29 protein-coding genes and 1 pseudogene are annotated in these 23,643 nt (G+C 55.7%); 17 read left to right on the top strand and 13 right to left on the bottom strand.

The annotated features are described in order from the left end of the window. Positions 1 to 8 precede the first annotated feature (8 nt). Positions 9 to 179, bottom strand: coding sequence for a hypothetical protein (locus HBUT_RS09490; RefSeq protein WP_153801377.1), 171 nt, complete (start codon positions 177 to 179; stop codon positions 9 to 11). A gap of 282 nt (positions 180 to 461) precedes the next feature. On the opposite strand from HBUT_RS09490, the gene HBUT_RS03575 reads away from it, so the two are divergent. From HBUT_RS03575 to HBUT_RS03590, 4 genes are read left to right on the top strand one after another with little or no spacing between them, the layout of a single operon-like run. Next, the gene (locus HBUT_RS03575; protein WP_011821859.1) at positions 462 to 1,271 is read left to right on the top strand and encodes a basic amino acid ABC transporter substrate-binding protein; all 810 of its coding nucleotides are present in this window, start codon (positions 462 to 464) and stop codon (positions 1,269 to 1,271) included. A 51-nt stretch (positions 1,272 to 1,322) separates the two neighbouring features. Beyond that, a complete protein-coding gene (locus tag HBUT_RS03580; RefSeq protein ID WP_011821860.1) occupies positions 1,323 to 2,009 on the top strand; it encodes an amino acid ABC transporter permease in 687 nt (228 codons plus the stop codon). Further along, complete coding sequence (locus HBUT_RS03585) at positions 2,006 to 2,761, top strand: amino acid ABC transporter ATP-binding protein (protein ID WP_011821861.1); 756 nt, start codon at positions 2,006 to 2,008, stop codon at positions 2,759 to 2,761. The genes HBUT_RS03580 and HBUT_RS03585 overlap by 4 nt, the downstream gene beginning before the upstream one ends. 3 nt (positions 2,762 to 2,764) lie before the next feature. Continuing rightward, positions 2,765 to 3,466: an amino acid ABC transporter permease gene (locus HBUT_RS03590; protein WP_011821862.1), complete on the top strand. Its 702-nt coding sequence runs from the start codon at positions 2,765 to 2,767 to the stop codon at positions 3,464 to 3,466. 128 nt (positions 3,467 to 3,594) lie between these two features. Here HBUT_RS03590 and HBUT_RS03595 read toward each other — a convergent pair whose 3' ends face one another. The 3 genes from HBUT_RS03595 to HBUT_RS03605 all read right to left on the bottom strand — a co-directional run bounded on the left by HBUT_RS03595 (position 3,595) and on the right by HBUT_RS03605 (position 5,423). After that, positions 3,595 to 4,134 (bottom strand): ATP:cob(I)alamin adenosyltransferase, encoded by a 540-nt coding sequence (locus HBUT_RS03595; protein WP_011821863.1) that lies wholly within the window; start codon positions 4,132 to 4,134, stop codon positions 3,595 to 3,597. Positions 4,135 to 4,340: 206 nt separating this feature from the next. Then, on the bottom strand, positions 4,341 to 5,042 hold the full coding sequence (locus tag HBUT_RS03600) for a diacylglycerol/polyprenol kinase family protein (protein ID WP_011821864.1): 702 nt from the start codon (positions 5,040 to 5,042) through the stop codon (positions 4,341 to 4,343). Between the two features lie 66 nt (positions 5,043 to 5,108). Next, the gene (locus HBUT_RS03605; protein WP_048061435.1) at positions 5,109 to 5,423 is read right to left on the bottom strand and encodes a winged helix-turn-helix transcriptional regulator; all 315 of its coding nucleotides are present in this window, start codon (positions 5,421 to 5,423) and stop codon (positions 5,109 to 5,111) included. Positions 5,424 to 5,756: 333 nt separating this feature from the next. Here HBUT_RS03605 and HBUT_RS03610 point away from each other — a divergent pair, with 333 nt between their 5' ends. Next, entirely contained in the window at positions 5,757 to 6,026 is a 270-nt protein-coding gene (locus tag HBUT_RS03610) for a hypothetical protein (RefSeq protein WP_048061436.1), read from the top strand. On the opposite strand, the gene HBUT_RS03615 is transcribed toward HBUT_RS03610, so the two are convergent. Continuing rightward, positions 6,000 to 6,383, bottom strand: a complete 384-nt coding sequence (locus HBUT_RS03615; protein ID WP_011821866.1) for an Mth938-like domain-containing protein — start codon at positions 6,381 to 6,383, stop codon at positions 6,000 to 6,002. The genes HBUT_RS03610 and HBUT_RS03615 overlap by 27 nt on opposite strands. A gap of 153 nt (positions 6,384 to 6,536) precedes the next feature. Between HBUT_RS03615 and HBUT_RS03620 the strand changes: the two genes are divergently transcribed. Then, positions 6,537 to 7,052, top strand: a complete 516-nt coding sequence (locus HBUT_RS03620; RefSeq protein WP_048061747.1) for a metallophosphoesterase — start codon at positions 6,537 to 6,539, stop codon at positions 7,050 to 7,052. Here HBUT_RS03620 and HBUT_RS03625 read toward each other — a convergent pair. Both HBUT_RS03625 and HBUT_RS09495 read right to left on the bottom strand, forming a co-directional pair. Then, positions 7,049 to 7,501 carry a universal stress protein gene (locus HBUT_RS03625; protein WP_011821868.1) on the bottom strand — a complete coding sequence of 151 codons (453 nt, stop codon included), beginning with the start codon at positions 7,499 to 7,501 and terminating at the stop codon, positions 7,049 to 7,051. The genes HBUT_RS03620 and HBUT_RS03625 overlap by 4 nt on opposite strands. A gap of 179 nt (positions 7,502 to 7,680) precedes the next feature. Then, positions 7,681 to 7,818 (bottom strand): hypothetical protein, encoded by a 138-nt coding sequence (locus HBUT_RS09495; protein WP_153801378.1) that lies wholly within the window; start codon positions 7,816 to 7,818, stop codon positions 7,681 to 7,683. Between the two features lie 365 nt (positions 7,819 to 8,183). On the opposite strand from HBUT_RS09495, the pseudogene HBUT_RS10125 reads away from it, so the two are divergent. From HBUT_RS10125 to HBUT_RS03650, 6 genes and pseudogenes are all read left to right on the top strand, one after another. Beyond that, positions 8,184 to 9,487, top strand: a pseudogene (locus tag HBUT_RS10125) (HAD-IC family P-type ATPase). 438 nt (positions 9,488 to 9,925) lie between these two features. After that, positions 9,926 to 10,948: a DHH family phosphoesterase gene (locus HBUT_RS09700; RefSeq protein WP_011821869.1), complete on the top strand. Its 1,023-nt coding sequence runs from the start codon at positions 9,926 to 9,928 to the stop codon at positions 10,946 to 10,948. A gap of 83 nt (positions 10,949 to 11,031) precedes the next feature. Then, the gene (locus tag HBUT_RS09705; RefSeq protein WP_011821870.1) at positions 11,032 to 11,487 is read left to right on the top strand and encodes a NifB/NifX family molybdenum-iron cluster-binding protein; all 456 of its coding nucleotides are present in this window, start codon (positions 11,032 to 11,034) and stop codon (positions 11,485 to 11,487) included. 9 nt (positions 11,488 to 11,496) lie between these two features. Beyond that, positions 11,497 to 11,649, top strand: coding sequence for a hypothetical protein (locus HBUT_RS09500; protein ID WP_153801379.1), 153 nt, complete (start codon positions 11,497 to 11,499; stop codon positions 11,647 to 11,649). A 296-nt stretch (positions 11,650 to 11,945) separates the two neighbouring features. Then, positions 11,946 to 12,173, top strand: a complete 228-nt coding sequence (locus HBUT_RS03645; protein WP_011821871.1) for a hypothetical protein — start codon at positions 11,946 to 11,948, stop codon at positions 12,171 to 12,173. 9 nt (positions 12,174 to 12,182) lie between these two features. Then, positions 12,183 to 12,617, top strand: a complete 435-nt coding sequence (locus tag HBUT_RS03650) for a hypothetical protein (RefSeq protein ID WP_011821872.1) — start codon at positions 12,183 to 12,185, stop codon at positions 12,615 to 12,617. A gap of 425 nt (positions 12,618 to 13,042) precedes the next feature. Here the strand turns inward: HBUT_RS03650 and HBUT_RS03655 are convergent, their stop codons facing one another. Next, complete coding sequence (locus tag HBUT_RS03655; RefSeq protein WP_011821873.1) at positions 13,043 to 13,486, bottom strand: thioredoxin family protein; 444 nt, start codon at positions 13,484 to 13,486, stop codon at positions 13,043 to 13,045. Positions 13,487 to 13,988: 502 nt separating this feature from the next. Between HBUT_RS03655 and HBUT_RS03660 the strand changes: the two genes are divergently transcribed. The 3 genes from HBUT_RS03660 to HBUT_RS03670 all read left to right on the top strand — a co-directional run bounded on the left by HBUT_RS03660 (position 13,989) and on the right by HBUT_RS03670 (position 17,002). After that, the gene (locus HBUT_RS03660) at positions 13,989 to 14,861 is read left to right on the top strand and encodes a PD-(D/E)XK nuclease family protein (RefSeq protein ID WP_011821874.1); all 873 of its coding nucleotides are present in this window, start codon (positions 13,989 to 13,991) and stop codon (positions 14,859 to 14,861) included. A 193-nt stretch (positions 14,862 to 15,054) separates the two neighbouring features. Next, entirely contained in the window at positions 15,055 to 16,359 is a 1,305-nt protein-coding gene (locus tag HBUT_RS03665; RefSeq protein WP_011821875.1) for a winged helix-turn-helix domain-containing protein, read from the top strand. A 52-nt stretch (positions 16,360 to 16,411) separates the two neighbouring features. After that, complete coding sequence (locus tag HBUT_RS03670; RefSeq protein WP_011821876.1) at positions 16,412 to 17,002, top strand: ATP/GTP-binding protein; 591 nt, start codon at positions 16,412 to 16,414, stop codon at positions 17,000 to 17,002. Here HBUT_RS03670 and HBUT_RS03675 read toward each other — a convergent pair. Continuing rightward, positions 16,986 to 17,531 (bottom strand): hypothetical protein, encoded by a 546-nt coding sequence (locus tag HBUT_RS03675; protein WP_048061437.1) that lies wholly within the window; start codon positions 17,529 to 17,531, stop codon positions 16,986 to 16,988. The two genes, HBUT_RS03670 and HBUT_RS03675, sit on opposite strands and share 17 nt — an antisense overlap. Positions 17,532 to 17,638: 107 nt before the next feature. Between HBUT_RS03675 and HBUT_RS03680 the strand changes: the two genes are divergently transcribed. After that, positions 17,639 to 18,550, top strand: coding sequence for an alkaline phosphatase family protein (locus HBUT_RS03680; protein WP_228546788.1), 912 nt, complete (start codon positions 17,639 to 17,641; stop codon positions 18,548 to 18,550). A 278-nt stretch (positions 18,551 to 18,828) separates the two neighbouring features. Here HBUT_RS03680 and HBUT_RS03685 read toward each other — a convergent pair whose 3' ends face one another. Continuing rightward, complete coding sequence (locus tag HBUT_RS03685) at positions 18,829 to 19,173, bottom strand: hypothetical protein (protein ID WP_011821879.1); 345 nt, start codon at positions 19,171 to 19,173, stop codon at positions 18,829 to 18,831. Positions 19,174 to 19,356: 183 nt separating this feature from the next. On the opposite strand from HBUT_RS03685, the gene HBUT_RS03690 reads away from it, so the two are divergent. Then, complete coding sequence (locus HBUT_RS03690; RefSeq protein ID WP_011821880.1) at positions 19,357 to 19,707, top strand: BlaI/MecI/CopY family transcriptional regulator; 351 nt, start codon at positions 19,357 to 19,359, stop codon at positions 19,705 to 19,707. Between the two features lie 268 nt (positions 19,708 to 19,975). Here HBUT_RS03690 and HBUT_RS03695 read toward each other — a convergent pair whose 3' ends face one another. The 3 genes from HBUT_RS03695 to csx1 form a co-directional block, all read right to left on the bottom strand. Next, a complete protein-coding gene (locus HBUT_RS03695) occupies positions 19,976 to 20,437 on the bottom strand; it encodes a hypothetical protein (protein WP_011821881.1) in 462 nt (153 codons plus the stop codon). A 21-nt stretch (positions 20,438 to 20,458) separates the two neighbouring features. Next, on the bottom strand, positions 20,459 to 20,641 hold the full coding sequence (locus HBUT_RS03700) for a hypothetical protein (RefSeq protein WP_048061439.1): 183 nt from the start codon (positions 20,639 to 20,641) through the stop codon (positions 20,459 to 20,461). Positions 20,642 to 21,563: 922 nt separating this feature from the next. Next, the gene (gene csx1, locus HBUT_RS03705) at positions 21,564 to 22,970 is read right to left on the bottom strand and encodes a CRISPR-associated CARF protein Csx1 (protein WP_011821882.1); all 1,407 of its coding nucleotides are present in this window, start codon (positions 22,968 to 22,970) and stop codon (positions 21,564 to 21,566) included. Between the last annotated feature and the right edge of the window lie 673 nt (positions 22,971 to 23,643).

The raw sequence follows: 23,643 nt of genomic DNA on the forward strand, positions 1-23,643 counted from the left end.
CTTTGCGATTAGAGGACCGGTACACTCCACCACGCCTTCCTCGACATGGCTGCAGCTTCGCTATACGCCGTAGCTACTGGTATACAGCCGGCAGCAGCGACAACTACACCAGCCGTGAGCGTAAGCATAATCGCTGCCGTCGTGGCGGACATTCTCGCTATCCATGCTCTCCACGCCAAGCCTACACCGGGATTCGCCGGGCTCCCAATAAACGGCTAGTCTCAGCCATGCTGGCCCCAGCCTGCCGAGAAACATAGCGGTACACGTAATCCACGCAGGCCACGCCAGCAAGCCCATAGGCTGCAGTGGCGCGGAGAAGCCCCGCCTAGATAGTGACCCAGCTATCCCGGGATGAGTGTTCGGCTGCACTGTTTGTGGGGTGGTCGTGGTAATAAGCTATTTTAACAGTGTTCTATCCTACTCTCTCGCCCGGAGCAAAGCAAGTGTATAGAGGTGGAAGCGTGGCAGGAACCTCCCGAACACTAGTTATTGCAGCCATCGTAGCCATAGCCGTCATTGTAGGTGGCGTAGCATACTGGTATGCCGGAGGGGGCGGCGGAGAAGGCAAGAAGATCCTAGTTGTTGGTACGTCGCCCGACTTCCCGCCGTTCGAGTACATTGCTAAGAATGGTAGTGTTGTCGGCTTCGACATAGAGCTGATAAGGCTGGTGGCGAAGAAGGCTGGCTACGACGACATAGAGATAAGAACCATGGACTTCGACGCGCTGATCCCGGCGCTGGAGCAGGGCCAGATAGACGTCATAGCAGCGGGGATGACTATTACTGAGGAGAGGAAGCAGAGGGTCGACTTCACCATACCATACTGGCAGGTTGACCAGGCTATACTCGTAAGGGCCGACTCGGAATTCAGGCCGAAGAGTGTTGAGGAGCTGAGCGGCAAGACTGTTGGAGTCCAGACGGGCACCACGGCAGCGGACTACCTTAATAAGATTGTGGAGGAGAAGGGACTCAACATAAACATCAAAGAGTATAGCAGCTACGTACTTGCCGTAAACGACCTCATCGCTGGGAGGATAGACGCGGTTATGGTTGATACGCCGGTTGCGAAGATGTTCGAGAAGCAGTACAAGGACAAGCTAGTAATATCAGCTGTGATTGAGACTGGTGAGAAGTACGGGTTTGCAGTGAGGAAGGGTAACACCGAGCTACTAGACAAGCTCAACAAGGCCCTTGAAGATATAATGAATAGCCCCACCTGGGACGAGCTGGTGCAGAAGTATTTCGGCAGCGAGCAGCTACCATATACTTAATACTCAGCGTAGCGAGTAGCCAGGCACACGGCCCGGGGAGCGTGTACGGGCTTGCCCTCGCTCTCCAGCATTTTTGAAAACCTAGAACCCTACATTGGTGTAATCCTTTCGGGGCTGCCCAACACGCTCATACTAACCTTTGGCGGGTTCGGCATAGGCCTAATTGTCGGCCCCCTGCTAGCCTTCCTAGAGGTCTATGGCCCCAGGCCCCTCGCGAGGCTCGCGGCGGCGGTTGAGGAGGTTATCCGCGGCATACCCCTTCTAGTTATAATGTTCCTAGTCTACTTTGGGCTTCCAGAGCTAGGCGTGAGACTGGACCCCCTCACGGCCGCAGTTGTATCGATAGGCATCAGGAGTCTCGCCTACCAGTCGCAGATCATTAGGAGCGCTATACTATCGATACCCGCTGGGCAGTGGGAGGCAGCCCTAGCCCTAGGCATGAGCCCTCTCGAGGCATTCGTGAACGTCATTGCGCCCCAGGCGTTCCGCATAGCGATACCCGGCCTCGTAAACCAGTTCACCGTAGACCTCAAGGACACATCGATAGCCTACGCTATAGGCGTCGCGGAGATATTCACACAGTCCGTCCACGTGGCACAGATTATCCTTGACTACCTCTCACCACTCCTCTTCGTGGGCCTCATCTACTTCATACTCACCTATACGGCAAGCAGTCTTGCCTCAATCCTGTACCGCAGAGTGGCGATACCAGGCCTGGGCGGAGGTGCACAGCCGTGAATAGCGACATAGTGCTCCGCGTTGAGAACCTCTGGAAGAGCTTTGGCAGCCAGACGGTGCTCCGGGGCGTCAGCTTTACGGTCCGCCGCGGAGAGGTAAAGGTGATTATCGGGCCCTCGGGCTCGGGGAAGTCCACGCTCCTCCGCTGCATTAACCTCCTGGTGAGACCCGACCGTGGCAGGATAGAGCTGGAAGGCATTGAGGTCTACCCGAGGCCGGCGATGAAGATTAACAAGATACGCGAGAGGATAGGCTTCGTCTTCCAGCAGTTCAACCTATTCATGCACCTTACAGCCCTCGACAACGTGAGGATAGGCCTGGTGAAGGTCAAGAAGCTCCCGCCAGAGGAGGCCACGAGGAGGGCGGTTGAGGCACTGAAGATGGTTGGCATAACCGAGGATCTCTGGCACAAGTACCCTGCACAGCTTAGTGGTGGGCAGCAGCAGAGAGTAGCCATAGCAAGAGCGATCGCCATGGAGCCCTCCATAATACTCATGGACGAGCCGACCTCGGCCCTCGACCCAGAGCTCGTCGGGGAAGTGCTAAAGGTGATCGAGGAGCTTGCAAGGAGGAGGACAACGATGCTGATAGTGACTCATGAGCTGGACTTTGCCCTCGAAGCAGCGGACGAGATAATGGTGCTCGACCAGGGCGTCATAGTTGAGAGGGGGAGCCCAGAGGAGATACTGAGAAACCCCAAGCACGAGCGTACAAGGCGCTTCATCGAGAGGATTGCCAGGAGGAGGCACTAGGCCTTGGAGCTGCTGCAACGTATAGCAGAGCTGCTCTCGGAGCCCCGCTATGTGAGCCTACTCGCCGAAGGCATACGGAACACGCTCATACTCACAGCAGCCTCCTTCACTATGGGCTTCGCACTCGGAACCCTCATAGCGATTGGTAGGCTCTACGGCCCCAGGCCCCTCCGCTGGCTCCTAGCCGGCTACGTCGAGCTGATACGTGGCACGCCAATGCTGCTCCAGCTCTTCATACTATACTACGCGCTCCCCCAGGCCGGGATAAGCCTTGCCGCCATGACAGCCGCTATACTCGGCATGGGCCTCAACAGCGCAGCATACCAGTCCGAGTATCTCCGTGCCTCCCTACGCGCAGTCCACACGGGACAGTGGGAAGCAGCCCTAGCCCTAGGCATGACCAGGTGGCAAGCAATAACCAGCATCATACTCCCAATAGGGCTCCGCACAGCAATACCAGCACTAACCAACGAGCTAGTATACCTCCTCAAATATTCCTCAATAGCCTACTTCCTAGCAGTGGTAGAGCTCGTCTACGCTGGCAAGATAATAGGCTCGGAGACCTTCGCCTACCTCGAAGTCTACACGATCATAGCACTAGTCTACCTAGCATTCTCCCTAGCAATAACAAGGACCATGAAACGGCTCGAAAAGAAGGTCGCCATACCAGGCCTAGCTGTTAGCGCGGCTGAGAGGCTGCAATAAGCTCCACCCGGCTTGACAAGACTTGGCAATCCCAACATACTGCTTATCGGTGCCTACCCAGCCTCCCGGGGGTATCTTTCCATGTTTGATACATGCATCCCGGCTATTGGGCCCAATTGTAGGGGCAGCTAGTTGGCTAGGAGGCCTCGTGATTCCCGGGCCGTGACGCCGCCGTGTATGCTGCATAGCTTCCAGTGTATCGTGTAGAGTGTGTAGCTGATCATCGTTATGATGGCTGAGAGCTGCTCAGCCAGGTCTCTCGGTACGAGCCCCTCTTCTACGGCCTTGGAGATGCTTCTCTCGGCTGCGCGGAGCTTAACCGATGCAAGCACTATGTCGGGGTCGCCCGGCCCGCAGCCAGTAAGGCTCCAGCCCCCGGGCTCGTCGAGGCCCTCACCAGCCTCGATGACAGGCTTAACGGCGTCCTCTGGCTTTATAGCGCCGGCTAGGACTGCTGGTAGCAGCCTGATAGCCCTCTGTATCCTCTCGAGCCTCCAGACAAGCTCTTGGGGTACCTCCATTCTTGCACGTGCTATTAGCGCCTCAGCCTCCTCCATGTAGCCATAGGCTTCGATTACCGGGCTATGTTTTGGCACAATGATGGTCTTACCGGCTACTAGCGCCTCTGTGTAGAGCCCCGTGCAGCCTGGCTTATCGGTCTTCTGCACAGGAGTTAGCACCCAGGTAACACCATATAAGGCTACAGGGATAAATCCAGTGTGCTAGTCAGCACCATGACGCAGTAGAGGCAAGAAGTGCGAACCAGCCACTACCGCCACGGGGCATGGCTAGATTCTGGGGCAGGCACGGCGCTGCACCGTGCGAGAGAACAGTGTTTTCGCCTATAGCCATGCCTGGCTCTGGGAAGTGCTGCCTAGACGGTTACGGGTGCTGCTGGCAGTATGCCTGCAGCGTGTGCAGCTAGCAGTATTGCGAGGCTTACCAGTGGCACACTAATATTATCATCTATGAGGCCCTGCTTCTCTACCAATGCCGCGATTATCGCTGTGAGCGCGCCTACAACGCCGAATATCGCGGCACCGACAGGTATTGATACAGCCATGAAGCCTATGGTGCCATCCCAGCTCTTTACGCGGCGCCTCTGCCTTATCCCCCTGATTATCCCGGTTACACCGTCGCCAAAGCTCATTAGGAATAGTGGGAACACGGCTAGCCAGACATTGAGGGGCCAGGCTACGAGCACCGCTAGTCCCCAGCTGAGGCAGTAGTAGACCTCGCTGATATTGCTCGGATCCTGGAACCACTCCATCAGCTTGCCAGTCCTGTGCGGCATGTATACGTAGGCTGCGAGGGCGAGGCCTAGGAGGAATGGTATCCAGGGCTCGCGGAACACGAACGGTAAGAGCAGCGCTACGACGCCACCGGCAGCCATGTGGATAACCTTCCTAGCAAAGTAAACCCCGACGCTCTCGCCCCACCTAGCCTTGGCCCACTCGTAGCTCCACCGGGCAAGCCCATACACGACAAATAGTACCCAGGCTGCGAGCGGCAGGCTCCGTAGGAGATCACTGATCAAAAGCCCGGGCTCGACAGCATAAGCGTCGAGCACCGACACGGCTCCAAGCCCCACACGGGCTCCAGGGAGGACGGAATTGGTGGGGCAAATAAGGAGTTCAACCAGCTAGTTTCTAGGCTCCTCCACCGGTCTCAGCCTATAGAGTGGCCTGCCGTTAACAACTACTCTCTCGACAAGCCCCATAGCTGTTAGTTTCTGGAGCTTCCTCCACACAACAGACTTGCCCAAGGCAAGCCTCCTAGCAATCTCACTCACACCTATAACACCCTCCCTAGCCAGGAGATGCAGGATAGCCTTATCCCGGTCGTCGAGTACACCCTCTCCCAGCACGACCTCTGGTCCCCCAGCAGCTTGGCTCGAAGCCGTTGAGCCGCCATTCCTGCCACTAGTCTTAGCTATCATGGCTTTCTCCGGCCTCACCAGGAAATAGCATGGCCATGCACACCTACAAATACCCCTCCATAATCAAGCCCGGACACTAAAACACCACCCTTGGCCCCGGCTGTGCCTCGCCCATAGCTACACCATGGCGGCAACTGGTACTAGGATGGTGGACTGCGGGGGTAGGGGTGCCTTTAGGGGGAATACTAAGTTGCTCTTTGAGCCAACCAACCTCTAAATGATGTCCTAGAGGCGCCCGAAGAGCCTGAGCTAGAACCAGACAATGGCAAACTGGATACGGCTCGGGACCCTGCGGAGGCTGCAGGGGGTGTCAAGATCTATTCCCTCCTCCTCTACGTCTACGTGGTGGCCTTGCAGCTCGAGGCAGCGCTGATAGGCTGTGCTGCGGAGCTATGCGTTGGTAGACCCCTTTTGCCTGCCTTTAGACCGATTTGCATATGCTGGGAGTGGAGAAGAAGCCTTGTAATCAACGCGATCTATGCTCTCGACGGTGTTATCCACGAGTATCTCGACGAGGTAAAGGCTGCTACCTCGAAAAGAGTGAGGAGGACCAGCTGTGAGATGCTATCAAGCCATGGCGGAGAGCCGGGTATCCTAGCACGTGACGTGGAATACTGCTAAGACACGGTGTCCCTCCCCTGCCAGCCTGTTATACTCCTCTATGGCTTGGCGTGTTGGCTTCAACACCAGCTTTGCACGGGCTGAGAATAACTCCTTAGCATCGTCTTCGACGGGTAGTGCTCCGTACTGACCCGTGCCGATGACAATGTAGTCTACCTGGCCTGCCTTGGATAGTATGTGCTCAGCCTCCCTCCGGCTGAGGGGTGTGTGTCCATAGACGTTCTTCCTGCTGGAGGAGAGGTATTTCGGTCTACGAGCAACAGTGCCATCAGGGTATATTACGACGTCATACTCGTAGCATGCACCGTTGATAACTATGTAGCCAAAACCTGTGCCCTCAACCCGCGGCTGCACCACAGCCCCGCCCCTCCACAACTCCACGCCATGGAATGTGTGGGCTCGCCTTCTCTCGATCGTGTGGGCCAACTGTACACTGGGCTGGTGTCGGAGAATTTAACGACGCTACAGAATTTTTCAGGTTGCCCTTGGGAGTGTGTCCTGGTGGCCGATATGCTTGTAGGCCTTGTAAGTGATACCCACGACGACGTCTCCGCAGCTCGTCGTGCAGCTGAGGTATTCTCTCGGCACGGCGTCGAAGTCGTACTACACCTTGGCGATGTTGTTGCGCCCTTTACACTGAAGGTGTTTGGAGAGGCTGGGATAAGGAGGCTCTACGCCGTCTACGGTAACAATTGCGGCGAGAGGCTAGGCCTTCAGAGGCTAGCGGTCCAGTACGGCTACCGTATCGAGGAGTGGCCCCTGCTCGTGGAGGCTGGTAACCGTAGAATACTCATGCTCCACGGCGTGGGAAGCCAGGAGAAAACACGGGAGCTCGTAGAGGCTCTCGCTGCGAGCCAGCGCTACGACGTAGTAGCCTACGGGCACACCCACCAGGTTGATGTGAGGAGGGTCGGCGGGGTTCTCGTGGTTAACCCTGGCGAGGCGTGTGGCTGCTTAACCGGGAGAAAGACTGTGGCGATACTTGATACCGAGACTCTTAGCGTCGAAATAGTGGAGCTGAGCTAGGCTTCACCGTGAGCCTCAACTACCAGCACATCCACCCTATGGCTTAGCGATATGACCTTGCTGGAGACGCTTCCAAGTATCAGCCTCTCCAGGCTACCCCTGCCACGGCGCCCCACTACTATCAGGTCGCACCCGTTCTCTTCTGCATAGCGTACCAGCTCCTCAGCTTGATCCCCAACCAGGAGAACATGCTTGACGTGCTCGAGGCCAGCTGCCTCCCTAACCTCGCGGACGAGCGCCTCAAGACTCTTGCGGGCCTGCTCCTCGAACATAGACATGTCAATATGCTCTGGCACCATGAGCTCGCCAAGGAACACTGTTGGCGGCGGTATCACGGTCGCAATGACAAGCTTTGAGCCGAGAGCCTTAGCTATCTCTATAGCCCTATTAACCGCTCTACGAGAGGCATTACTACCATCGTAGCCCACAAGGATGCAGCTATACGGCACCCGGCTACCCCAAGTCAAACCGCGAAGACGAGGGATTATAGCTTCTAGCCCAGCAGCTACACGACTATACAGTGCGCTAGAGCCTACCGCCTCCCACCGGCAAGAGCGGGCCTTCACACGAATAGTGCTGGAAGCCAGCGGGAGGAATGGAGCTGCTCTAAGTATTATAGGACGAGCAATTACTCCAGCATCCTCACCACGTCAAGATGGCTTGTAGAGACGTAGCCTAGCCTGCACGCCCTCGTATCTTCATCTAGCGCATTGGTCACCACTATGACCGGGAGTGTCGTAACCCATAGCTTTGAGTAAGCCTGCAATGGATTAGTCTGGGGTGAGCAGCTGTACACCGATTAGCCTTTGCGGCCGCGTAGGACATGCTACTGGAGGGATCGCGATGGCCAGCAGCGTAGATGGAGAATCGGTGATCCAAAAGCCCGCATCGTCTCAGTTGTTTGAGGGAATAAAGCATCCGAAAACCGGGAATATACCTGGAGTAAATCCGAAGCCTCATCCTTGGTTTGAGGAAAGAGGGGTATAGAATACCGGATTCTTGGCCATCAAAAGGATAAAAAAGGAGTAGATGAAAATAGGAAATAAAATGGAAATCACAAACACATAACAGCATCAAATACCTGGTGATTGGTGACTATAGTTGCGCCACGGTCACAACCATTCTATGCACATGGGCAACGAACATACAGATCACAGTATGCATGATAAGCATAGAGATCATGAGGGACACGATACGCATGAAGGTCACGGCATAGCAGTAGTTACCCCCATGGAGCACCATAAGGCTATGATAAGAGACTATAAGAGGAGATTCCTTGTATAATCAATCCTCACCATACCCGTTCTACTCATATCGCCAGAGGTGCAGGGCGCCCTAGGTTTCAAGCTAGTATTTCCAGGACAATCACTGCTACTATGGCTGTTATCGTCAGTCATTTACTTCTATGGAGGCTACCCATTCCTTAGAGGGCTTTTGAATGAGCTAAGGAATAGATTGCCTGGCATGATGACACTAATCGGTGTAGCTATAACGGTTGCGTATCTGTACAGCACTTTAGTTGTATTCCTAATTCCCGGCAAGACCTTCTTCTGGGAGCTAGCTACACTAATCGACGTAATGCTGCTTGGGCACTGGATTGAGATGAAGAGCCTCCTAGGAGCTTCTAGAGCACTAGAGAAGCTAGCCAAGGCGTTACCTACTACAGCCCATCTAGTCAAGAATGGAAGCTACGTTGATGTATATGTTTCCATGATTAAACCCGGCGATAAGATCCTTGTTAAGCCGGGAGAGAAGATACCCGTTGACGGGATTATCGTTGAGGGCGAAACTAGCGTCGACGAGTCGCTCATTACTGGCGAGTCGAGGCCCGCGTATAAGAAGCCTGGAGATAAGGTTCTTGCTGGCACGATAAACCTTGATGGCTCCATAATAGTTGAGGCTCTCGGTGTTGGAAAGGATACCTACCTGGCGCAGGTCATAGAGCTTGTTAAGGATATTCAGATGAGCAAATCTAGGGCGCAGGATCTAGCTAAGCGTGTCGCCGAGGAGCTAGGCATAGACGAGTACTATGCTGAGGTTCTCCCCATGAGAAGGTTGAGGTTGTGAAGAGGGTGAAGGCTGGAGGATACGTAACTGCCATGGTGGGTGACGGGGTTAACGATGCTCCTGCCCTAATGGAGGCTGATGTAGGCATAGCTATTGGGGCTGGAACTGACATCGCTATCGAGTCAGCTGATGTGATACTGGTGAAGAATGGCCCGAGAGACGTTGTCAAGGTGATAGAGCTGTCCAGGAAGACCTACAGGAAGATAAAGCAGAACCTGCTATGGGCGACAGGCTACAACGCGTTCGCAATACCTGCAGCGGCGGGAGCACTGTACGGTATAGGATTCCTCCTACCGCCAGCCCTGGGAGCACTACTCATGTCACTAAGCACGGTAATCGTTGCTATAAACGCGAGCCTCTTGAGATGATAGGGTTCAGTACCGAAGTTTTTGACCAGCTACAATTCTATTATTTCGTTCGTCTCAACAAGATTAAACATAGCATGGGAGCCTGGCTCTCTACCAGCTGGGTGGTAGTCATTAGTGATGAATCCTAGTGTGCCGTGGGGGGCATCCATACCCTTGTGGTGTCTCGGCTGGATTGGCTACAGAACTAGAAAACATGGAGGGCTTTTCAGAGAATCGGCTGAGAATTGCTGGATATCCATGAGCGCCGTTGTAGTAGCTGCTCTCCGCTCCCGTAGATGCTGGTGCATCCGGCTCACATCCTCTTTCGGCGAATGAGGCCATGAATAGTCGTGCCGAGCTAGCATTCTTCCGTGTCTTCGCAATGTCCACGCTCAGGGATTGCATGTATTTAGTCTCGGTGCCTCCCTGGGGGGCCGTGGCTGGTGCTGGTGAACTGTGTTGGCTGCGCCTGCTGTGGAGGCTCTCGCGGGGGCTAGAAGAATCCACGTGGTGTCCCACGTGGATCTAGACGGTCTTGTTGCTGCTGCACTGCTGGCTAGGTGGGCTAGGCGTCGCGGCGTAGAGGTGGTGCACGATGTTACTGGGGCTCGTGGCCTCTACAGGATGCTGAGGAGGGCGCTGCAGCTGGCAGCGGGTAGGCCCGGCACGGTGGTTGTTGCTGCTGACTTGGCGCCCCGTAGCCTCTCCGAGGCTGAGGCTCTCGCTGCAGCTCTCAACCCGAGGACAACGCTGCTATGGCTCGACCACCACGAGTGGCCCAGCGGTGCCCACGAGTCGCTAGAGAAGGCCGGAGCCATCATAGTGCATGACCGGTCCAAGACCACCGCGGAGATAGCATGTAGCCTCCTCAGCTGCTGGGGCGACGGCTACGAGAAGATGATTGTAGAGATCGCAAGGGCAGACGATGGCTGCAGCGATGACCCCTACGGGCTTGCCGACAAGTGGAGGCTGGTACTGCGCCACATCGGCTGGGACGGGCTGAGGAGGGCTGCGGAGAGCCTTGCCTCGGGTGAGGCGTGGCCGGGCTGGGCCCGCGAGGTCTACGAGAGGGAGGCCCCGAGCTACTACCAGGAGATACGGGAGAAAACCAGCGTTGAGAGGTACAGCTTCGAGGATGTAAGAGTGGCGGTGGTTACCCCGCCGCCTAGGGCTAGCGGCTGTGACGTGCAACGCTTCGGGCCAAGCCTAGGCCCCGGCGACGCCGACGTGGTTGTCATCCTTTACCCGCGCGGCATGAGTATTAGAACATGGGGTAGGCTCAACGCGAACTGTATCGCCTCAAAGCTCGGCGGCGGAGGCCACAGCCACGTAGCAGGAGCACCAAGGCCGTCACAGTCGATGAGCTCGGCACAGATAGCCCGGATGGTGGCGAGAGCCGCCCTAGACTGTATGGAGCCCAGTACTGCGGGACAGAGCGTGGATGCGGCTGGCACATCTCCAGGCAACCCAGCCCGTATATAGCGTCGTGGTGTGCATCTCCTTTCGCACTGGTTAAAAACGCGCAAGTTAACGCATACCAGTTCGGAGCGCATGTGGTGAGACTCTTGACGGGCTATGGCGAAGACGTACACCATGGTGGGCATGGAGCACATCACGACCCGGAGAAGATTAGGAGGGCCATTGAGGCGGCTAAGCAGCTGCCTAGAAAGCCGAAGCCCCAGGGCGTAGTACGCGTTGCTGCCGGCCTAGAAGAACACACAGGCCCCCGCAGTAGGGTTTCATGGAGCATTACTCACGCGCCATACCTGGCCATAGTCGATATAGCTGATGCAAATATTGCTGACATCCTTGTAGCCCCCAACCCCCTCGCGGATATGAGGGGCGGCGTTGGAATCGCCATCGCTAGGTGGCTCATAGACAACAATGTCGACATCGTTGTTGTAGGACACATTGGCCACCATGCACTCGAAGCTATCAACGCGAAGAAGATAAAGATTGTACAGCCCATGCCGGGAGAAACCCTCGTCAACGTCCTCAGAAGGATAGGCTTGCTAGCCTAGACGCCTACAATGGAGGATATTAGGAGGCTCGAGGAAAGGCTGGACAAGAGGATTAGCTGCGTAGAAGAGCGGATAGAGAGCCTCGTAAAATGGGTTGTAGGAATGCCAGCTACCATGTGGGCTACGCTAGCTGCAGTACTCATAGCCTCCCTCCTACGCTGACATCACGGCATTCTCACATATTGCTCCATATCGATGCAGCTATGGCTACTCGTTCTCGATAATTAACATTGAGTGTATCCACAATAACAACTCTCCTAGAGCGAATCGCATTATATTAAACGCACATATAGCATTAAGCTGGACATATGCTAGCCTCTCTTCCACAAGAAGTTTCATGAATACCATTGGGGGTTCACGACAACCTGTTCACAGATATTGAGCGAGCCGACCTGGCATAGTACAGCTTCTGGTTTTATAGTGCCTAGTATACACACTGTATACGTGGATGTCTCTGGGTGAGCGTTGTTATTAGCGTCCGTGTGCCCCGCTGGGTTAAGGAGAAGCTGGAGGAGCACGGGGTAAACATAGCAGAGCTTGTCAGGAGGAAGCTTATAGAGGAAGCTCGGAGACTCGAAGAAGAGGAGCTTGATAGGGAGCTAGAGGAGGTTGGCCGGATTCTAGCTGAGAGGATTGACCCCTATGAGGTAGCGGTGCTAGTCAGAGAGGATCGCCGTAGCCGGTGATCCTTAGCATTGTACGTGGTTGGCACGAGCGTGTATGTTCCGCTGATAATGCTGCTCCGGAGCCGCCTAAGGAAAGTCATGGTGGAGTATGAGTTTCACCTGCTAGACCTTACGCTCTACGAGTCCTGCAACGTGTTCTGGAAGGAGTGTGTAAAGCTCCACCGCATAGACCTGGAGACGGCCAGGCAGAGCTGCCGCCTGGCTGTAGCCCTGGCGAGATACGCTACTCTGCATCAGCTGGCCGAGCTGGATCCAGGCGAGGTAATCGATATAGCTGTAAAAGAAAAACATAACGGTGCACGATGCGTCGTACATAGCTCTAGCCAGGCAGCTGGGCGCACCGCTAGCCAGCAACGACCAAGACCTGCTGAGAGCTGCGCCGAGGCATGGCGTCAAGGTCTACAGTCTAGAGGAGTTCCTGGAGATCATAAGGGAGCGGGGTAGCTGGAAAGAATAGGTCAAAAGGATTCCCTGGCACCTACCTGTGTCCGTGTTGTAGCCTTTCTCGTAGCTGCTTCAGTGGTCTGCTCGCGTTCCTGGCTCAATGCTCCGGCTTTAGCTTGGGTTTCGCTTTCTCCTCGAGCATATCCAGAAGAGTTCTGAGCAGGTAGAGTATGTTCTCCAGCAGCCCTTACGACTCTTACCACGTGTTGGTGACTTATACAGAACCCTTGCATACCCGGGTTGAGTTTTAGTCCTTTCAGTTCAAGATCCTCTTCGGCTCTTCTCAGCTCTCTTACGGCTATGTCTGAGGGGTTGGGTACCACGGAGGCGAACCCTACGGGCTTAGCCACGGCAGGATAAGGGGTGGCTACAGCTTTTGTTATGGGTAGTCTCCATAGTGTTCTCTCGCGGTTTGTGGTTACTGGCTAGCCTTTGGCTATGTGCTGTAGTACTATTTGGTGTAGTGTTTCCTCGTCTGCTATTCCGGTGAAGCCGTCTACTGGCCTGCACTTCTTGAATATTACTGTTGTTGGTGTGGCCATTACGCCTGCTTCGTATGCTGCTTCGGGCGCGTAGTAGACGTCTACTTCTGCGAATACTATTCTCCTGCCTAGCTTCTTGGAGGTTTCTGCTGCGTACCGGTAGAATATGGGCTTGTACACGCTGCATGCTGGGCATGTCGGGCTGGTGAATATTGCTACTACTAGGGGGTTACGGCATATTATCTCCCTGAACAGCCCGTAGCTTGTGATGTATGTTACTGGCTCTCTCGCCTCTACAGCCTCTGCGGACTGGCTGACTCTTTGCTGCGCTATTCTCCTGGCCAGATTCTCTAGTATCTCTTCGAGCTCTCTATCCTCTTCAGCCATGGCCCTAGCCCCCACTATACTGTGGAAGTTTGGTATTAATAGTCTGAGGTATATTTACTTAATCCTATGCAGCCCAGCACGACTGGCCCTAGGCTGGTGTAGCCTTCATCGAGAAATTGGAGAGCAAGCAGAGCCTCTAGTAGGGTCTCGAGTAGCCTAGCGCTAGCATAGCCTGTAAGGCTCCCGTTGCGGCTTGGATAGCGGCTTCTCTAGGGTATGTGTATACAGCCATTTGTAGAGTCCCGAGGCTCATGTAGCTCTAGGGGTGCTAATGGGTGTTGTGATCCTATGATTTTACCGAGCTAGCTGCCAATGACGCTATTGATGTTGCACGGAGAGTTATATACAAGAATATCCCTGGTGTAGAGATAGCTACTAGGCGGTGAAGAGGAGGCTTAGTGCCGAGGCCCCCATGGTATCGGTGGGGGCCTGTGGCGTAAAGCGGTCGGCCTCGAGCCCCGCATTGCCTCTCTTGCCGGAGTCCGGGCCGTGGTGGATGCGGTTGAGAGCCTGCCAGCACAGCGGCGTACTGCTCGTTGGCAGGCTTGCCCGGGAGGCTGCGCCGCCAGTTGTGCCTGCCAGTGCTATAGGCTCCTGGCACTGGTGCAAGGTGAAGGCATGGCATGCAACCACCCTCTTTAACACTGGCTGGCTGCGCCTGGACAACCTCACAGATGAGGCTCTGGATGGCCTCGCGCTGCTCTGGGCAGCGGAGCTGGGCAAGAAGGCTAACCCCCGGATTATAAGGGGCAAGCTTGTGCATGGAGAGCAGCTGGCTGACGTGATCCTCGAGGCCTCCGAGTACCGCTTAGCAAGGCTGCTCTTGGAGGAGCGTGGCAAGGCGCTGCGCAGGCTACACAGTGATGGGCTCATACCCTGCCTCGGCCTCATAGACCCGGAGAGCTTTGAGGAGCAGCTCGCGCGCTACAGGACGGCAAGCGATATCGTCGAGTACTTCCGTAGGGAGGAGTGGCCCCTCATAGCCCGCAGGCCGTCGCACCGCAGCTACGTGGTGATAGGGGTTCCCGACGAGATAGCCTGGGACGACGGCGGTGTGAAAGTGGTGGAGCTGAAGACGACAGGGAAGCCGTGGCTCGTGAAGGCTCGCCGGCAGGGCTACCGGGCAGCACTAGCACAGCTAGCGGCCTACGCCTGGATGCTCGTGGACCGCTGGCCTCTCGAGACAGCAGAGCTTGTCTTCAAGGACTATGCCGGCAATACCGTGCTCCGGGAGAAGCACGACCCTCTAGAGCTAGCCGAGCTGTTCGAAAAGGAAATACTCCCAATAGCCGACGAGCTCGCTTCCCAGGAGCCGCCAGGGCAGCCAGCCAGGCCGCCGTGCCAGAGCTGTGAGTACAACACGGTTAGAGGGTAGGCCTAGCCCGGGCAGCACAGCCGGACGCCATGGGATATCCCGGAGCATAGCCTCCTTGTTATACTCCTAGTATACCGGTTAGGCGTCTCGTTTGTTGAGTAGGCTCCACATGTGACACCTCTCCTGCGCTAGACGGGGCTCCACATAAACGCTATACGGGTGCAATAGCGCTAGCCTCCTCCTGGTGGCCTGGGTGGGCGAGGAGCTGGACACGATTCTCCAGGCGCTTTCCCATCCGACGCGGCGCTGTATAGTAAGGGTTCTTGGCGAGAAGGAGGAGGCAAGCTATGCCGAGCTGATGCAGGAGTGTGGCGTAAATGATTCGGGCACGTTTGCCTTCCACCTGCGCAGGCTGCAGGGCATCGTGGAGAAAATGGGGGAGGGCAGCTACAGGCTAACAGGTCTTGGCCGTAGAGCGTACGAGGTTCTCTTGGCATTAATGGGTGAGGGCCGGCTTTCAACACGTGAACAGGGTGGATGGGACGGGATAGTGTATGGTGGTAGCTACGAGCTGTGGCTCACGGGGAGGCATCTGGACTACGCGGAGTCCAAGCACGCAAGGATAGTTATACGTGATGTTGACAAGCTGGTCATAGCAAGTGATGTTGAGCCGGAGAGGTTTGACAAGCTCGTGGAGTCTATAGAGGATGTGGATACTATTATTGCGCCGCGGAAGCTTGCCCCCATGCTGGAGGCTAAGGCTAGGGACTACGAGGAGATACGCTACTATGATGGTTTGGAGCCCCCGGTGCGTCGTGGTTTCCTGGAGAAGCTCGCGGGGATAGCGTCGTGGCTCCAAGCGCCTAAGCGTACAGTGCTACTCCTGGAGGAGAGTGTAGATCCCGGTGATGCTGAGGAACTGCGCCTAGAAGCTAGGGGCTGCGCCGTCAAGGTTCAGTCTAGCGCTGGTGATAAGCTTGTGGTGAGGCTCTACGGTAGGCGTGGCAGCAAAGCACAGACTGTAGTATCTAGGAAGGGTGGCGCGGTGCTTGTCTCATGCCCAGAGGGAGTTAGGGATGCGAGGCTCGAGATAGACGTGCCACCCAGCTGGAGGCCGCGCCTCACCATAGAGGCGAAGGCAGCAGCTGTGAAGGCCCATGGGCTTGCCGTGGCAGGGCTCGAGGCCTCGTGTAGCGCATCGGCCCTCAGCGCTGATGTCGAGATAGCTCCATCGTCTAGCCAGCCCGTACTAAAGCTAATCGGCAAGGCGACATCGGCTAGTGTGAAGGCCAGGTTTGAGCCGTGGCGGGGTGAGGCCCTAGCGGAGATCGATGCTAGCGCTTCGGCGGTGAGGCTTGAGGCGAGCCTGCCGCGGGGCACTGCCATTAGCTTGGAGCCGACCAGGCTCGACTACTCGTCGGCTGTGAAGCTCGTGGCTGACGGCAGGACTGTGCGGGGGGCGCTGGGATACCGGGAGGAGGATGGTGAGAGGAGGCTGAGGATACGATTGTCGGGCTCGGCGAGCGCTGTGAAGATAGTGTTGAACCGTGCCGGGTAGTAGTGCTTATCAAGCCCCGGCGGGCCGGGGCCTCTAACCAATCCTGGGCAGCGTGGCGGACCGGCTACTCATAGTGTTCGAGGGCGGGCCCGGGATAGGGAAGACCACTCTATCCAGGCTCCTCGCCGAGCTCCTCGAAAGGCGTGGCCGTAAAACCTGTGTAGTCTGGGATGCCGTCCGGGGCATAGCACCCGTCCTATCCAGGCTCTTCGGGGAGTGGTACCGTGCGCCGCGAGAGCTGATAGAGTACATGTTTCTTGGCTACCAGCTCCGCCGGCTCCACGAGTGCGTCGAGGCTGACACGGACACGGTGATACTCGACTACGGTGTCGAAGCACCGCTAGCATATATGGAGGCCGACGGGGTACCCTACCCTAAGGAGCTCGAAGAGCTCGCCGAGGCGGTACTCTCGGGGTGGAGGGTGGTCGTATTCATTCTTGAGCAGCCGGTAGCCTATAGCACCGATGTGGTACGGTGGGAGGATCCCCGGAGGGCCCAAGGCTACGCGAGAAGGCTCATAGCACGAGCGCTAAGCCTCGTGGAGAGGCTCGGAGCCGTCGCCTACGTGCTACCCGAAAAGCCAAGCGTTGAGGAGCGGGCCTTGCTGGCGCCTAAAAATGCTCGAGCTAGGAGGATATCTTGACGACGCCCTTAACGCTGCAGACGTGGAGGATGCCGGTGTTGGAGTCTAGCGCTCTAAGCTCAACAACAACCGGCACCTCCTGGGCGTGGAGAAGTTCGTCCGGCAGCTGCACAGCTATAATGCTGGTTGTGGGCGGTGGCAGTACCTGGATACACACGGCATGCGGCGGTGGCGACATATAGTTGGCCTCAACCGCCACGACAAGCGTATCGTTCACCCAGCGCGGCCAAGCACTGAGCTTGTTCAGGCTGTAGCAGGGGTTGGGCAGCCCAACAGAGTAGTGTATGAGGATAGTATCGTTACTAGCCACCGTAACGCCAGCGCTTAGCGTCATCGCGCCAGCCCTGCAGAGCCCTAGATGCTCCCCCGCAACCGGCACCACAGTGATGTTATCGACCGGCATGGGCTCGGTGCCTATCCAACCAGGTCCAGGCATGTGCCCCGGCACGCTGATAGACACGCTCCACATCATAGCAAGCATGAATACCAATAGCAACAGTATGGTAAGCCAGTCCATAAGCCCGCGCAAAAACAGCACACCTCCGGAAGGAGAGCAAGCCTGTACACCCTATTAGGGCGACTCCTTCAAAAAACCGTGCGGGACAATCCTATACAGTGGTGAGCTAGGATTTGAAGGTGTTCATAGCGGGCATCGACGGGCTTGAATACGAGCTGGTCGTAAGGTGGAGGCTTCGCGGCCTAATGCAGCGCTACTATGGGAGGCACGATGTAACAGTCGCTGTGAGACCTGGTGAGCCCCTCTACACCCCGTTTATCTGGGCCTCATTCCTCCTCGGCAGGCCCAGCTACGAGCTAGGATTCTCCTATTCGAGGCAGAGGGTTGAGAGGGACGCCCAGGCCTACCCGCCGCTACTAAGGCTGTTCTACAAGCTGAGGGTTCGCCTCCTAGGCTACCGCAGCCTCGGCATCAGAAGGCTCCTCGTGAAGCTGGGGCTATACAGCTTCGAGAGAGCTGGGGCAGCCGCAGAGAAGTACGAGACTATGCCCGGTGAGCTTGTTGAGCACACTTTCGTGGCGAAAGCGGAGAAGATGGGGTACAGAGTCTGGTTCAAGGAGTTCCCCTCCCTCAGAGACCCAACCTTTGCGCAGCACCGCGTTGGGCTGACGAAACTGTTCGATGCAGACTACGGGGAGAGGATAAGGTTCCTCTACGACATGCTCGATAGGGCTGAGAAAGATTTCCACGAGGCCGCTAGGATGCTCGACGAGTACGACCTGGTACTCTACTACACCTCGGTAATCGACGAGGCCCACCACCTCATCTATAGGCCTGACAGCCTTAAGCTCATGACTGTGCTCCGGAGCATCTACGGCAGGGTGGAGAAGATGATAGCGGAGCTGGCGGGCAAGAAAGGTGGGCGGGTAGCCATACTCGTTGTGAGCGACCATGGCTACGATTCAAGACTGCATGAGCACAGCCCATACGGCTACTGGAGCCTCAACGTAGAGCCTCCACGGAGGCCGGAAAAAGTGACAGACTTCCACGACATAGTACTGGAGCTACTAGAGAAGCCACCAAAGGGCTGATGAGCTGGGCTGGAGGCGGCACGGAGAGTGTGTAGCACCAGCTTAAGGCTTATCCTCCAGCCCTGGGTATCCAGTATACCGGCTGTGATGATCGCGCCGGAAGCGAACCCCGGACCGAGGCGCCGAGGAGGGGCGCTGATGGCGTAAGCCGGGTTGGCTGAAGCCCCAGCCCAGCCACTCCGCATTGTCTAGCGTGGAGGGAGAACTGTCCGTCGGGTTGTAGGTTGTGGCTGCCTCCCATAGGGCGTAGCGTTTAGGCCGCAGCGTCCATGTTCCCTCTATGTTCTGCGCCGCCAGCCCCAGCCGGTGGGTGTTAGCGGCTGGCCACAGACGTCCTCGACGTGTATCGCCCCGGCTTCTAGGCCGTCGCGGAGCTGCCGGAGGTACCGTAGCCACGGCGAAACCTGGGCGTAGCCCATTACGGGTATGAGGGCTGCCATTACTGCCACGGCGAGGAGTGGGAGTAGGAAGAAGCCGCCAAAGGGCACGTTGATCCACGCCAGTGCTGCGAGCGAAAACGCTATAACAGCAGCCGATACAGCCACCTGGATGAAAATCGTCCTCTTCGCGGCCGCGATGGCCGCGTCGAGAGCAGCTATAGCTGCTTCACGGTCGCAGGGCAAGACGAGGATGAACCCTCCAGGGCCAACCCAGGGGGCAAGCCACCCAGCCCCACATGGAACGCTACAGCAGCACGGGGAGCCAGCTACAACCATATACCTGCACCAGCTCCTCCCAGTAAAAAGGACGGGGCCCACCCCCGGGTCAAGCATAGACCCGGCATGCAGGGGAGGTTGCCGGGAAGGTTGTCGCAGCGCGACCTCGAGGAGAGGCTGCTGAGCTACCTGCGGGAGCACCCCGGCAGCAGTCCGAGAGAGATCGCCGACGCGCTCGGCGAACCCCTACAGCGCGTGAGGGCGGCGCTGGCCAGGCTCCGCAACCGGGGCCTCGTAGCCCGGGGCGAGGAGGGCCACTACTATGTAGTGGCACCCGCGGTCCGCGGCCTCTCGAGACGAGAGGTTAGGAGGCCCGTCTCAACAACGCTCCACGGAGACCTAGACGCGCTGGTCGAGGCTATAGAGGACCTGCGGCGCCGCATAGAAGAGCTTGAGGAACGGGTGGCTAGGCTGGAGGAAAGATGCCAGTGCAAGGGCTAGGCCGTGGAGGACTATACCTCCCAGTGCCCCTGGTATTACGTGTCTACGAGATAAGGGAGCCCTGGCCTAAACCCCGATTCTAGCCTGTATCGCTCAGCTGTTCCTGTCTCTCGAGAGGGGCTAGTCTACCTGTTCGCCGCGAATCTCCACGCCGAGCTGCTCCTCCAGCCCTCCATGGCTTTGGGGCATGGTTTTCTCCAGCTCTATCGTCTTAGAGGATAGGTCTATTGTTATGCGGTGCTACTAGCCCCTTACTACTCCGCGGAAACTATACAACGACCTTGCCTCCATCTACCCTGACGTCGGGCGATCTGAGGTCTACTATCTCCTCGGATTCCACCCTAAACATGTAGGCTATCGCGCTAGCTGCCTCATCGTCGATTGTGAATGTTCTAGCTACCCTTTCTACCGGAATGCTGCTTGTCAGGTTGTACTCCTCAAGGGCTACATAGAGAACGTTGCCTCTCAGCGTTATGTTCAGGAGGAACGAGTAGACGCTGGGGAAGCAGTACACCCAGTAGAGGATAAAGGGGGTACTATTATCGAGCCTGCCGCCCCACCAGCAGTATAGTCCTAGGCGATCCCCACAGCGGCAGCCTCCTCCCCCTCCCCCGTGGAGGAGTCCCCGGCTCCGGAGCTCATCGATTTCTGCGGGCGGAGCTATGCGGACTCCAATCTCAACATCCAACGTCTTAGCATCGACCACGTAGAGGAGCGGTGTGTAAAACACTCTAGAGCCGGGTTCCAGCTGCTAGGCCCAGATGTACAGTGTGTCGTCAACCATTACACATCTATACGTAACTATTCCGCTGGTGCCGAGGCCCCTACGGGCTAGGAGGCCCCCATTGCTTGTCCTTCTAGCTTCAACAATCAGCTCCCCGGGGCTGTCGCCAGCCCAGCGGTCATATACCATGTAGAGCTTCCCATCCACCACGCCGCAAGGACTAGCATCTGCATGGCCGAGGCTTATGCTTCAATCTTCCCTGAACCCTGTGTAGAGAAATGCGGCCACGGAGTAGATGAGCAGGAGGAGGAAAGCTAGCACCACCGCCCTAGGCCAGCTCAGCATAATACACTTTAGAGCCTCCCTCACACCATGCATCCACGACACATACATGCACCATGCTACAGCTTCTTTGACAGCCTAAACCCTCCCCACGGTAGATCCATCCTCCAAGGTTAAGGCCTGTGCGTATAACGTGCCGCAGGAAGGATATTTCTCAGCACAGCATTTACAAGCTAGTGTAACAGCACAACATGCAGAGTACGCATCATACATACCTTTTCCAGAGCCGATGCATAATGCTCCTGGCGACACGGTCTACCGCCAACTGTGTTGGGGGCTTCCGCTGACGTGGCTCTGATTCCCGGTCGAGGCGGCACTATTATCTGGAATCACTATTCGTGTAGCAACAACTCAAAGAGAATTGTAAGAGAATTGTAAAGGTATAGTAGGCTATGCACGGTGGGTTCTGTTGCCCACTATACCTCCACCTTTATGGCTATATTTGTTATGTCCCTCTCCAGTGTGCTCATCCTTGGAGTGGTGGAGTTTTGTTAGAACATGTGCGCATGAAAATGAATAGAGTTGCATGAAACTCTAAAAGACTTAATATACCATTACTATGCCATGGTTATTACGAAGGAATAGAATGAGAAATTGGAAGATAACGGTGTGCCACTAAGGTAGGCGTTTGAGGAGTATCACGCTGATGATTCAAAATTGGAAGTTGAAAGCTAAAAGATTGTAGAAACAGCATAAAAGTTCTATATAACTGATGGGTATGCAATAGGTGTTGAAAAGAGTGATGAGTTTTATGTACTCTGGTATAGCGTGTTAGACGTCTTGCTGTATTTTATGTTCCGAGTTCTTCTATTATTTGCCATATGTTCCTGTTTTGGCATTTATATTCTTCTTTTACTTTGAATGCTACTGTGTTGTCTTGTTTCTTGACTTCTATTATGTCTGTGTGCCAGCCTCCGTGTGCTAGTAGGTCTCTTGTGAGGATGCTTTTGTCCTTGCATTCCTGTTGTTGCATTTGATATACTGTTGCTAGGGGTGTCCACTCTGTTGGGATTAGGTTGGCTTTGAGCTTCTTTTTGAGCTTGCTTATCTCCCTGCTTTGTATGGATTCTATTATTGCCGTGTGTCTTAGTGTTTCTCTGAGCTTTTCCGCCTGGTTTAGTGTTGGGGTGGTTGTGTCTATTAGTTCTTCCTCAAGGATTTTTGCTATTGTATAGGTGTAGAGGATTGTCTTATATGCTTCTGTGAGCTGGCGGCATCTTGTGACCTCTAGTTTTTCCGGTGTCTTCTTTACGGTTATTCCTTCATGCCATAGCTTCTCTGTAGTGTTGTATGCTTGTTTGAGTTTTTCGAGCAGCTTTGCAGCGTATTTTGCTGTGTAGTAAACTAGTTGGGGTATGAGGCCGTATCTCAACATTTTGAGTAGTTTAAGTGCCTCGTCTACTGCTTCATCAAGCTCTTGTTTCTCGTCGCGGCCTATGGTGCATTCTCTGCTTGTCGGTTTTACGGGCGTCTTTTCTGCTGTGTTGATTAGACTGTCTATGTTTGAGATTAGGTCTAGTGTTGTGTAGCGCCTCGCCATTATGAGGTGTATGGTTGCTGTGGGGGGTTCAATGCTTGCTGCTGGTTTGCAGGGATATTGGCGGTTTCTGGCCAGTTTTTTCCGCTCGTCGGCTGGGAGTATTATGGGGTCGCTATTGTAGACTTCGACCTTTACGGTTTCTGCTTTGGAGTGTTTTAGTGATGCTGCTAGGGCGTGTAGGGCTGCAACTTCCTCGACTGCTTTGAGGGCTGTTGAGGGCATGTAGTTTATCCCGTGGGTTAAATCTAGTACTATCGCCTTGACGGTTTCTCCCTCCCATGCTGGTTTTATGAGGGTGTCTAGGAGCTTGTAATAGTAGTCTGTCGGCTTGCCCCTGAAGACCCGGTGCTTCTGGGCTATCACTCCTGGGAGTATGTGTACCTCAGCCTTGCCTTGGAGCTGGCAGAGGTAATTCTTCACATACCTCCTAGCAGAGTCTATAACGTCCTCGTAGCCTGTAAGGGTGAAGGCGGGGTCTGCTAGGGTGTCGGCGGCCACTATCAGTATGCGGGCTTCAGGGTAAGCCTTGGCTACTGCTGCCAGCCCGGTGAAAGATTCTACCTCAACAGTTTTTCCGCCAGCTTTAAGTCGGTACCTTGTGTAGGTCCAACCCGCAGGATCCCCCCATGGGGCGACCGCTAGGATTTCGCCTCTCATAGCCCTGGGCCCCGCGCGGGGCTGCCAGCGCTATACCAGCCTTAGCAGCTTGGCTTTGTGTGGTGTGGGTTTGCTGCATGGGCTTTGCGTTTTGCATAGCTGCTCGTATACCTAGTCGGGTAGTAGCTGCTACTATTGCCGTGCCGTGGCTGAATGCTTCTATTGCTGCCGCTACTGCCACTAGTTTTCGTCCTCCGCCCACCTCTAGTATTGTGACTGTGTCGAGCAGGTTTGCTAGCAGCTTCCTCAGAAGATTCAGGTGTTGGGGGGCCGTCTACGTCATTGAAGGGCAGTATTCTCACCTCGACCCTCACCCTTGGGGATCTACTGGTTGCTGGGCAGGAGCAGCTCGTGAATATTGCTGCTGCCTCTCTTGCTGCTTGGCTGCTTGCGGCTATGATGACGTGCTTGCCTATTGTGTAGCCTTGCCGTCCGAGTAGGCATGCTACTGTGTGGGGTGTGCCGGGCTTAGGCCTGAGAGTAAGACGAGCCTAACCCTCCCTCTCAAGAAACACTCAAAAAGAGAATTGTAAGGCATAGTATCTTGCCGACTGCTCTGCCGTCTCCTCATCGACGCCGAATAACCCAAAAGAGATATTGTGGCTGAGCTGTGTCCGGTCTTTTTGCGGAACATATTCCATGAGAATGCTTAAATGGGGGTTATAGTCGAAGG

Origin of the sequence: Hyperthermus butylicus DSM 5456, from assembly GCF_000015145.1 — an archaeon.
Classification (GTDB): Archaea; Thermoproteota; Thermoprotei_A; order Sulfolobales; family Pyrodictiaceae; genus Hyperthermus; species Hyperthermus butylicus.

What these genes read in the sequence shown, in the direction of transcription:
- csx1 (WP_011821882.1), bottom strand. Translation starts at nt 22,970, where the DNA reads ATGAGAGGCGAAATCCTAGCGGTCGCCCCATGGGGGGATCCTGCGGGT.
- HBUT_RS09500 (WP_153801379.1), top strand. Translation starts at nt 11,497, where the DNA reads ATGGAGGATATTAGGAGGCTCGAGGAAAGGCTGGACAAGAGGATTAGC.
- HBUT_RS03655 (WP_011821873.1), bottom strand. Translation starts at nt 13,486, where the DNA reads ATGGCTGAAGAGGATAGAGAGCTCGAAGAGATACTAGAGAATCTGGCC.
- HBUT_RS03620 (WP_048061747.1), top strand. Translation starts at nt 6,537, where the DNA reads ATGCTTGTAGGCCTTGTAAGTGATACCCACGACGACGTCTCCGCAGCT.